The organism is Halolamina salina (genome assembly GCF_042678005.1).
In the GTDB taxonomy this organism is placed as follows: Archaea; Halobacteriota; Halobacteria; order Halobacteriales; family Haloferacaceae; genus Halolamina; species Halolamina salina.
In genome coordinates, this window is sequence record NZ_JBHUDH010000092.1 from 29,382 (window position 1) to 38,388 (window position 9,007).

Genomic DNA, 9,007 nt, shown 5'->3' on the forward strand with positions numbered 1-9,007 from the left:
GAGGCGTCGCTGGTCGAGGTCACCCGGCCGCTCCCGCCGAAACACCGTGCCGCGGGCTCGCCGGTGACCGCGATCCGGGAGACCGCGGAAACCAAGTCCTCCGGCCAGCTCGAGGAGCACGGCGGCGGCGTCACGCTGTTCGTCGACTGCTCCTCGTTCCCGGACGACGACTGGCTCGCGATCGCCGGCGAACAGCCCGAGGTGCGTCACCGGCCAGCGGTCGTGTTCCGCGCCCGGCCCTCGGGCCGCATCGAGGCCTACCGGAAGGGCGGGCTCCCGCTGGAGCTCGACGGCGCCGTCGAGTGGGTCGACGACTGACACCGCAAGCGGTTTCTCCCGCGGTCGACAGGGTCCGCCAATGAGCGTCGTCGCCGATCTCCACGCGCACACGACCGTCTCCGACGGCACCTTCTCGCTCGACGGGCTGATCGAAACCGCCCGCGAGGCGGGCCTCGACGCCATCGCCGTCACCGACCACGACCGCTACCACCCCGAGCTCTCGGTCCCCGTCGAGCGCCGCGGCGACCTGCTCGTGGTACGCGGCATCGAACTCCGCGTCGAGACCGACCACGAGCGCGTCGACCTGCTGGGGTACGGCCTCGAACCCACCGACGCGCTGACCGCGGAGGTCGAACGGCTCCAGCAGGACCGCGTCGACCGCGGCCGGCGGATCGTCGAGAACGTGGAGGCAGAGTTGGGCGTCGATCTCGGCATCGACCCCCACCCGGGACTGGGCCGGCCCCACATCGCCCGTGCGGTCGTCGAGAGCGCCGCCGACTACGACGCCGTCGGCGACGTGTTCGACGACCTGATCGGCGACGACTGCTCGTGTTACGTCTCCCGGAACGTCCCCGACTTCGAGACGGGTCGGGAACTGCTCGAGGAGGCCTGCGCGTTCGTCGGGCTCGCTCACCCGCTGCGCTACGACGACCCTGAAGCCGCGCTGGAACTCACCGCCGAACTCGACGCCGTCGAGCGCTACTACCCGTACGATCGCCCGGTGTCCCTCGAGGACGCCGAGGCGCTCGACCCCCGACCCGTCGAGGCTGCTATCGCCGACCACGATCTGCTCGCGACCGGCGGCACCGACGCCCACGAACAGGAACTGGCCGTCGACGGCCTCCCGCGGGCTGCGTGGGAGCGGGTCCGCGAGCGCCTGCCCGAGCCGGTCGAACTCGCCTGACTTCGCTGCCGGCGAGAGTAACTGATTTATCCGCCACTCCGGTAACGGCGGCCGTGAACGAGGGGATCGTCGCCGAGATGCCGGGGTGGCTGCAGTCGCTGCTGACCTCGGAGTGGGCGTACGTCGTCCTGTTCGGCGTGTTCGTGCTCGAGGGGGCGATGCTGATGTACTTCGTCCCCAGCGAACTCCTCGTCCCGGGGTCGCTGGCGCTGCTGGGCCACGGCCCGGACGAACTCCTCCCCCTGCTCGGCGTCGCCGTCCTCGGCGCCACGGTCGGGCAGGTCGCGCTGTTCACGGTCGCTCGGCGGGCCGGCCGTGAGTATCTCCTGCAGAACAGATGGTTCCGGGTGAGCGAGCGCACGCTGACCCGGTTCGACGGCTGGTTCGAGCGCTGGGGCGGCTACGCCGTCGCCGGCAGCAACGCGATGCTGTTCACCCGCGGAATGTTGACGGTCCCGGCGGGGTTGGCGTCGATGGACCGGAGGCGGTTCGTCGCCCTGTCGGCACTCGGGACGCTCGTGTTCGAGTCCGCGCTCGCGGCGCTGTACGTGTTCGGCGTCGACGTGCTCTGGTGAGCTACTCCGCGCGGTCGATTTCGGTCCGCTCCCGCAACGCCTCCAGCCCCTCGTCGTCGGCCAGCTCCTCGACGCGCTCCTGGAAGTGCTGCTCGCAGAGACCAACCTTGATCCCGTCCGTCTCCGCGGCGTAGACGGCATCGTCGTCGCAGTAGTGACACTTCATACGTGAACGACTACGCGGGCCAGTCGGTTAAAAACGCGGGTCGCGGCCGACCGGAACGACGCGGTTTTGCCGCCGGAGACGCTGTTCCCGGCATGGAGCAGATCCCCCGTCCCGGCCGCGACGACGCCCGCCGCCCGCGGCGCCTGCGGGCCGACGGCGTCCGGTCGCTCGTCTCCGAGACCAGCCTCGACGCGACGGACCTGATCGCGCCCGTGTTCGTCGACGCGACGACCGACGAGCGCGTCCCGATCGAGTCGATGCCCGGCCACGAGCGCGTCCCCGTCGACGACGCCGTCGCCCGCGTCGAGGAAGTGCTGGAGACGGGCGTCGAGGCGGTGATGGTGTTCGGCATCCCGGAGTTCAAGGACAGCCGCGGCACACGGGCCTACGCCGAGAACGGCGTCGTCCAGCGCGCCGTCCGAGAGATCACCGCGGAGACGGACGCCTACGTGATCACGGACGTCTGCCTCTGTGAGTACACCGACCACGGCCACTGCGGCGTCGTCGAGGGCGACGCCGACGAGGACCCCCACCTGACGGTCCGGAACGACGAGAGCGTCGAACTGCTCGCCGAGACCGCGGTCTCCCACGCCGAGGCGGGCGCGGACATGGTCGCGCCCTCCGCCAGCCTCGACGGGATGGTGGGCGCGATCCGCGACGGGCTTGACGACGCCGGGTTCCGGAACCTCCCGATCATGTCCTACGCCGCTAAGTACGAGTCGGCGTTCTACGGCCCGTTCCGCGATGCAGCGGACGGCGCGCCCGCCTTCGGGGACCGCCGACACTACCAGATGGACCCCGCGAACTCGCGGGAGGCCCGCCGCGAGGTCGACCTCGACGTGACGGAGGGCGCGGACGTGCTGATGGTCAAGCCCGCGCTGCCGTACCTCGACGTGGTCGCGGACGTGCGCCGCGAGCACGACCACCCCGTGGCGGCGTACAACGTCTCCGGCGAGTACGCGATGCTGCACGCCGCCGCGGAGAACGGCTGGCTCGATCTGGACGCCGTGGCCCACGAGTCGCTGCTGTCGATCAAGCGCGCCGGCGCGGACCTGATCCTCACCTACTTCGCCGAGGACGTGGCCGAGTCGCTCTGAATAACGTAGCGGACCCACGGCTCATCGTCTCGGGACCGAACCACAGACTGCTCACGCGAGCGTGTCGCCGAGCGCGATCAACACGGCGAGGCTCCACAGAAACACGCCGGTCCCATAGAGCAGGAGCGTGAGACGGAGCGAGACCTCCGTGCTCGTTTGGGGTAACAGCCCTGCTTCGTCGAACTCCGCCCCGCCCTCGTCCGAGTTTTCGCCGCCGCCGAGGCTCGTTCGCCCGGCGGTGCCGCCGTTGAGAACGGCGACGAGCAGGCCGACTGCCGTCAATACGAGGATGAGCGCGAGCGATCGCGTCGCGAGATACACCGTACCGACCGTGAGCAGGGCGAGGACACCGGTGTAGAGCAGGACCGGCTTCCAGAGGGCTCGGAGGGCCATGGGGACTGTGGTCGGAGCGAGAACAGATATTCCTTCCGCCGGAGCGGTAGGTCACGGTGAGTTCGGCTGTTACCGTGACTGGGCGGCGTTTCCGCCGTCTTGCTCGCGGGTCGTTACACTCCCCGCTCGCCTCCCGAGGTGGTTTGCCGTCGCGCCTTCGGCGNNCTTTTTCCCACCTCGCTTGCGAACCAAACGGTTTTGCGTCGCCGCGTGGACTCCCACCCATGGAGCCGTTCGACCGCGTACTCGTCGCCGTCGACGGGAGCGAGGAGTCGACCCGGGCCGTCGAGTACGCCGTGGCGGTCGCCGACACCTACGACGCCGCGGTCCACGTCGTCTACGTGCTCGGCGACGGCGTCGCCGACAACTACGAGTCGGAGGGGTACGCCGACACCGCCGAGGAGATCGCTGCCGAGCGCGGCGTCGAGATCGAGGCCTCGGCGGTGTCCGGGTTCTCGGAGAAGCGCCTCAGCCAACACCCCGGCAGCGTCGTGCTCGACACCGCCGAGGAGGTGGGCGCGGACTTCCTCGTCGTCCCGCGGGAGCCACAGACCGGCACCCGCGCGGCCGTCCTGGAGAAAACTGCGGAGTACGTGCTGCGCTACGCGAGTCAGCCGGTGCTCTCGGTCTGATCGGCGAGCCGGATCGCCATCTCCAACTCGAAGCTCTCGGCGTCGGTGGTCTCAAACCCGATCTTCTCGTACAGCCCGACGGCGGCGCGGTTCCAGCGCTCGACGGTGAGCCACACTTTCGTGATCCCCTGCCCGGCGGCGTAGCCCAGCGCCGTCTCGATCAGCGCGGTGCCGATCCCCGCGCCCTGGTGGGACTGGAGCACGAAGATCGCGAGTTCGTACGGCGACTCCGCCCCGTTCTCGGGCACCAGCGTCACGTGGCCGACCACGTCGTCGCCGTCGAACGCGAACACGTTGTAACAGCCCTCGTCGAGGATCCGGTCGAGCCAGTCTTCGAGCTGTGAGGGGCGGCTCGGCGGGATCCCCTGTGCCCGGTCGGCGGGGTCGAACGCCTCGTACATCGCCCGGAGCGCCTCGCGGTCGCTCTCGCTGCCGTCGTCGGCGCGGACGCGAATTTCCCGCCCCTCGTTGTCCTCGACGGTCCGGGGCGGCGTCGGAAGCCCCCCGACGGCGTCGTCGGGGTAGCGCTGTGGTCCGGTCATGCTCAGCGAACCAGCCTGACGGTCGTGTGGGCGTTCAGCAGGACGAACTCGGCGATGCTGCCCACGTTGATCTTCCCCATCGGGCTGGTCTGTCCGCCGCCCAGCGCGATCTCGTCGAACCCCTCGCGCTCGGCGATGTCGACCAGCTCGCTCCCCGGGTCGCCGTCGACCTGCCGGATCTCCGCGTCGAGGCCGGCCGAGTCGAGCTCCTCGCGTGCTCGCTCGGCGACCGTGTCACGCGATCGGGGCGAGCGAGGGTTCTCGACGATCGCGATCGTGAGCTCGTCGCCGACCGCCGCCGCGCGATCCACCACGTGCTCGAGCGCCCGGATCGAGTCGTCGCTCCCGCCGATACCGAGCAGCACCTTCATGCGGTGCAGGTCGGCGTGGGACCCGATAAAACCACGGACATCGACCGAATACGAGGGGCGTGACGCCGTCTGGGTGATCCGCCCCGCGGTGATCGGTCAGGGCTTGACAGCGTGTCGTACCGCCACCGCTGCCGTCACCGCGGCGACCCCGGCGTAGCCGATCCCGACTGCGAGCGCACCCCAGTTGGGGTCGACCGTGAGCGCTGCGTCGGTCGCCGCGACGCCCGCCCACCGGCCGGGGAACACGGCCGCCCACTCCGGGGTTTCGGTCGCTAGCGGCGAGTGGAACAGGAACAGGTCGACGGCCGGTGCGAACAGCATCACGTAGACGCCCGCGAGCCGATCGAGGACCACGCCGACGACCGCCCCCGCCAGCCCGTACGTCAGCGCGAGGACCAACACCGCGACGACGAACAGGGCCGGTTGGTCGGGCACCACGTGCACGCTGAGAACGACAGTCGCGGCGACGGACGCCACGACGGCGGCGACCGTCAGGACGACTGTCCGCGCGAAAAACAGCGTCCGGGTCGGCAGTCCGGCGAGCAGCAGCCAGCCGTCGGCGTCCAGCGAGCGGACGGTGAGGAACAGCCCCGTGATCCCGACGACCATCGCCGCGGCGAGCGTCGCGAGCATGGGCAACACGCCGTGGGCGAGCGTCGTCTCGACGGTCAGGCCCGGAAGTGACACGGCCACCGGCGTCGACGGCAGGACCGCGCCGAGCAGCCAGACGAAATACGCCGGCAGGAACACGAGCAGGGCGAGGACGACCGGCGTCCGCAGGAACTCCTTGCCGGTGGCCACGATCGCGGCGCCCGTTCGGTTCACAGCGACCACCTCCGCCCGGTCGCCGCCGCGTACGCCACCCCCGCGGCGACGCCGAGTACGCCCAGATAGCCCAGCGCCGGGAGGACGGTGTCGCTCGGGAACGTCCCCTCGGTGACCGTGGCCACGAACAGCGTGTGGGGGTGGTGAAGCGGGAGATACGTCACGAGCTCCGTGTCCAGTCGGAGCACGTCGCCCGAGAGGAACGAGTCCATGTCCGCGAGGAACACGAGAACCAGCGACCCCTCCAGTTCCCGCGTGACGAGCGCCCCGACGACCACCCCGAGGAGCCCGTAGATGATCCCCGCGAGGACGAGGACGGCGTAGGCGCGCGGAACGGAGGCGACGTCGGTACCGGCGGCCGACAGCGTGGCGAGCGAAGCGCCGGCGGCGACCGCGGCGACGCCCACGGCGACGACGAGCCGAGTGACGAACAGCACGCCCGCCGGGTAACCCGCGAACGAGAGGTACCGATCGGCGCGTGCGGCGCTGACCGTCCCGAACAGGCCGACCAGCCCCGAGAGGAACGCTGTCGCGAACAGCGCCCCGCCGATGCGGCCGTACGCGGTCGCCGACGCCTCGCCAACGACGGCGTCGGGGAACGACGCCATCGCGGCGCCGTAGAGGACGACGACGAACGGCGGCAGGAGCGTGAGCAGCGCGAGCGTCGTCGGCTGGCGGAGCACGCTCTTGGCGTGTGCGCTGACGCTGACGGCCGTGCTACGCATGGTCTCTCACCGTCAGGCTGCCGTCGCTGAGCTCGTAGATGCGGTCGAACCGCTCCTGTTCGCGCACGAGGTGGGAGATGAGGGCCACCGTGGTGCCTCGCTCCGAGAGGCTCTCGGTGAGTTCCCAGAACGCGAGGTACGTCTCCCAGTCGAACCCGGTGTACGGCTCGTCCAGCAGGAGCACGTCCGGGTCGTGCATCAGGGAGATCGAGAGCGTGAGCTTCCGACGGTTGCCGCCCGAGAGCCGATCGACGCGGCGGTCGCGGAACCGCTCGAACGCCAGCCGTTCGGTCAGCCGGTCGGCGGCCTCCTCGATCTCCTCGGGAGCCATCCCGTGTGCCTGCCCGAACAGGCGAAACGTCTCGTCCACGGTGAGCCGGTCGTAGAGCCGATCGTCCTGCGGACACCAGCCGATCCCGCCGGGACGAGTGACGCTGCCGGCGTCGGGGTCGAGCGCGCCGACGAGACACTGCATCAGCGTCGACTTCCCGGAGCCGTTCTCGCCGACGATACCGACGACCTCCCCGGCGCGGAGTTCGATGCTCGCCCCGTCGAGAACCGTCACGTTCGGCTCCCACGGGAGCAGCGAAGAGTACGTCTTCTCGAGGCCGGTCGCGGAGAGGACCACGTCCGAGGACCCACCTCCGTTCCCTTCATTCGGCATATGCCGAATATTCAGAACAAAACGATTTATTCGTTACGGAGCCGTGTCTCGGACATGGCCGACGCCGAGACTGCCCGGGAGCGCGTCATCGAGGGGTTCGAGCGATCCGCCGAGATATACGGACTCAACCGGAGCTACGGGCGGCTGTACGGGATCGTCTACTTCGCCGAGGAGCCGATGTCGCTGGACGACCTCGCGGACTCGAGCGGGTTCGCCAAGTCGACTGTCAGCACCGCGATGACGGAGCTGGAACGGCTCCACATGGTCCACCGACGGTCCATGCCGGGCGAGGGCAAGCGCGTGTTCTTCGAGGCCGAGCGCGACTTCTGGCGGGTCGTTCAGCAGTTCCTCGACCAGGAGCTCCGGCGGGAGATCGACACGATGCTGCGTGCCCTCAACGAGGCGGAGTCGATCCTCGAGTCCGCTGACTCCGAACGGGCCGCGAACGACCTGGAGCGCGTCCGCCAGTTACAACGCGTCTACGCCCAGTCCGAGCGGTTCGTCGACGTCGTCACGTCCGCGCCGGTCGACCGACTCCGATCGGCGATCGCCTCGATCGACGAGCTGCTCGAACGGCGCTGACTCTCGGGTCGTCCCGGCGGCCAGCGCGAGCCGCCCCGACACCGCTGCACGCGTGGGGGACAACTCTTTCCCCCTACACCGTACAAACCGGGACATGGCTCAGGATTCGACGCCCGGCGCCGACGAGATCGACACGGGCGAGGATGTGACCGACGAGCGCAGCGATGCCGCCGACACCGACGACGGGTCAGCCGAACCGACCGCCTCGCGCGACGTGGAGCTTCCCGAGGACGTTCCGGAGGACGTCGCCGAGTACGAGCGGTTCACCAAGATGGATCGCGCGGACTACGACCGCGTCAACGAGTTTCTGCGCGATCGGACGTACATCACCGCCCGCGAGTGGGCGATCGCCCGGCTCTGTGCGGACTTCCGGACCGAGACCGGCGTCGAGATGACCAAGATCGGCGAGAACCTCCCGCGGCTGGTGCCCTTTATGACCGACACGTACACCCCGCAGGCGGTGAATCAGGCCCGCGCCTCCTTCGAGGAGAAGGTGACCAAGGCGGGTGCGACGTTCCTCTACGGCGCGATGTCGGGCTTTTACACCGCCGAGGAGCTCGACGAGACGATGTACGAGGTGACCGAGATCGCGAAGTTCCTGCTTGAGGTCGAGGGGGTGGACCTCTCCGTCGAGGAGGAACTGGAGGCCGAGGACGAGATTTCGCGGGTGATGCGCGAGGTGCGGGAGGCCTCCGCGGAGGTGCGCGGCGAGGAGGTGAAGTGCCCGGAGTGCGGGCACGTCCACGAGACTGAGTGAGTCAGTGGAGGCCGGGGGCCTCGTCGTCGATCTCGGTCTCGACGTAGTCCCGGCCGTGGTCGGTGATGATGTAGCAGGACTCCATCTCGTCGAGTTTGCGGATGAGCCGGGTGTCGGCAAGCTCCCTGACGGCGTTCAAGACGGCGGTTCGGTCGGGCGGGTCGTCCATCCGGTCGTGGAGATTGGCGGCGATCCCGCTGGGCGAGATGCCGACGCCGGACTGGTAGAGGAGTCGGAGCGTCGGCTCGACGGCGTCGGAGTCGAACTCGGGCATGATCGTTGGTTGTACCGTCCGGGTGAAAACGTCCGTGGCCGTTATTAGTCGGGTTCTCTTGGAGGAAGAACTCCGGTTTCGCCGACGCTGTTTCGCTGCACAGCCTCTGGAACAGCACCCGCCACGGCAACAGCACCTCGATCGTTGGCAACTTGCGACCGCAGTGCGCCGGGCATGAAGCCCGGCGCAGCGCCGAGTCCCCCACCCTCCCCCGGCGGGCG

General features: G+C 69.5%; 14 protein-coding genes and 1 pseudogene. 7 read left to right on the forward strand and 8 right to left on the reverse strand.

Translation table 11 applies throughout. The features are described from left to right. From ACFR9S_RS08845 to ACFR9S_RS08855, 3 genes and pseudogenes are all read left to right on the forward strand, one after another. Positions 1-318: pseudogene (locus tag ACFR9S_RS08845) on the forward strand (DUF5784 family protein); the annotation flags it as partial. Between the two features lie 40 nt (positions 319-358). Next, complete coding sequence (locus tag ACFR9S_RS08850) at positions 359-1,183, forward strand: PHP domain-containing protein (protein ID WP_379818444.1); 825 nt, start codon at positions 359-361, stop codon at positions 1,181-1,183. 77 nt (positions 1,184-1,260) lie between these two features. Beyond that, positions 1,261-1,758 carry a DedA family protein gene (locus tag ACFR9S_RS08855; protein ID WP_379730552.1) on the forward strand — a complete coding sequence of 166 codons (498 nt, stop codon included), beginning with the start codon at positions 1,261-1,263 and terminating at the stop codon, positions 1,756-1,758. Between the two features lies 1 nt (position 1,759). Here the strand turns inward: ACFR9S_RS08855 and ACFR9S_RS08860 are convergent, their stop codons facing one another. Beyond that, a complete protein-coding gene (locus ACFR9S_RS08860) occupies positions 1,760-1,924 on the reverse strand; it encodes a DUF6757 family protein (protein ID WP_379730545.1) in 165 nt (54 codons plus the stop codon). Between the two features lie 92 nt (positions 1,925-2,016). On the opposite strand from ACFR9S_RS08860, the gene hemB reads away from it, so the two are divergent. Next, positions 2,017-3,021, forward strand: a complete 1,005-nt coding sequence (gene hemB / locus ACFR9S_RS08865) for a porphobilinogen synthase (RefSeq protein ID WP_379730546.1) — start codon at positions 2,017-2,019, stop codon at positions 3,019-3,021. A 51-nt stretch (positions 3,022-3,072) separates the two neighbouring features. Here the strand turns inward: hemB and ACFR9S_RS08870 are convergent, their stop codons facing one another. Further along, complete coding sequence (locus tag ACFR9S_RS08870) at positions 3,073-3,414, reverse strand: hypothetical protein (RefSeq protein ID WP_379730547.1); 342 nt, start codon at positions 3,412-3,414, stop codon at positions 3,073-3,075. Positions 3,415-3,638: 224 nt separating this feature from the next. On the opposite strand from ACFR9S_RS08870, the gene ACFR9S_RS08875 reads away from it, so the two are divergent. Further along, entirely contained in the window at positions 3,639-4,046 is a 408-nt protein-coding gene (locus ACFR9S_RS08875) for a universal stress protein (RefSeq protein ID WP_379730548.1), read from the forward strand. On the opposite strand, the gene ACFR9S_RS08880 is transcribed toward ACFR9S_RS08875, so the two are convergent. The 5 genes from ACFR9S_RS08880 to ACFR9S_RS08900 all read right to left on the reverse strand — a co-directional run bounded on the left by ACFR9S_RS08880 (position 4,025) and on the right by ACFR9S_RS08900 (position 7,137). After that, complete coding sequence (locus ACFR9S_RS08880; RefSeq protein ID WP_379730549.1) at positions 4,025-4,588, reverse strand: GNAT family N-acetyltransferase; 564 nt, start codon at positions 4,586-4,588, stop codon at positions 4,025-4,027. The two genes, ACFR9S_RS08875 and ACFR9S_RS08880, sit on opposite strands and share 22 nt — an antisense overlap. Positions 4,589-4,590: 2 nt before the next feature. After that, on the reverse strand, positions 4,591-4,959 hold the full coding sequence (locus ACFR9S_RS08885; protein WP_379730550.1) for a universal stress protein: 369 nt from the start codon (positions 4,957-4,959) through the stop codon (positions 4,591-4,593). 96 nt (positions 4,960-5,055) lie between these two features. Next, entirely contained in the window at positions 5,056-5,784 is a 729-nt protein-coding gene (locus ACFR9S_RS08890; RefSeq protein WP_379730551.1) for a hypothetical protein, read from the reverse strand. Next, complete coding sequence (locus tag ACFR9S_RS08895) at positions 5,781-6,509, reverse strand: hypothetical protein (protein WP_379818445.1); 729 nt, start codon at positions 6,507-6,509, stop codon at positions 5,781-5,783. The genes ACFR9S_RS08890 and ACFR9S_RS08895 overlap by 4 nt, the downstream gene beginning before the upstream one ends. Further along, positions 6,502-7,137 carry an ABC transporter ATP-binding protein gene (locus tag ACFR9S_RS08900; protein ID WP_379732378.1) on the reverse strand — a complete coding sequence of 212 codons (636 nt, stop codon included), beginning with the start codon at positions 7,135-7,137 and terminating at the stop codon, positions 6,502-6,504. The genes ACFR9S_RS08895 and ACFR9S_RS08900 overlap by 8 nt, the downstream gene beginning before the upstream one ends. 90 nt (positions 7,138-7,227) lie before the next feature. On the opposite strand from ACFR9S_RS08900, the gene ACFR9S_RS08905 reads away from it, so the two are divergent. Together ACFR9S_RS08905 and ACFR9S_RS08910 are read left to right on the forward strand one after the other, a co-directional pair. Then, the gene (locus ACFR9S_RS08905) at positions 7,228-7,755 is read left to right on the forward strand and encodes a GbsR/MarR family transcriptional regulator (RefSeq protein WP_379732379.1); all 528 of its coding nucleotides are present in this window, start codon (positions 7,228-7,230) and stop codon (positions 7,753-7,755) included. A 94-nt stretch (positions 7,756-7,849) separates the two neighbouring features. Then, entirely contained in the window at positions 7,850-8,512 is a 663-nt protein-coding gene (locus tag ACFR9S_RS08910; RefSeq protein WP_379732380.1) for a DUF5806 family protein, read from the forward strand. Between the two features lies 1 nt (position 8,513). Here ACFR9S_RS08910 and ACFR9S_RS08915 read toward each other — a convergent pair whose 3' ends face one another. Then, a complete protein-coding gene (locus tag ACFR9S_RS08915) occupies positions 8,514-8,786 on the reverse strand; it encodes a hypothetical protein (RefSeq protein ID WP_379732381.1) in 273 nt (90 codons plus the stop codon). Positions 8,787-9,007 lie beyond the last annotated feature (221 nt).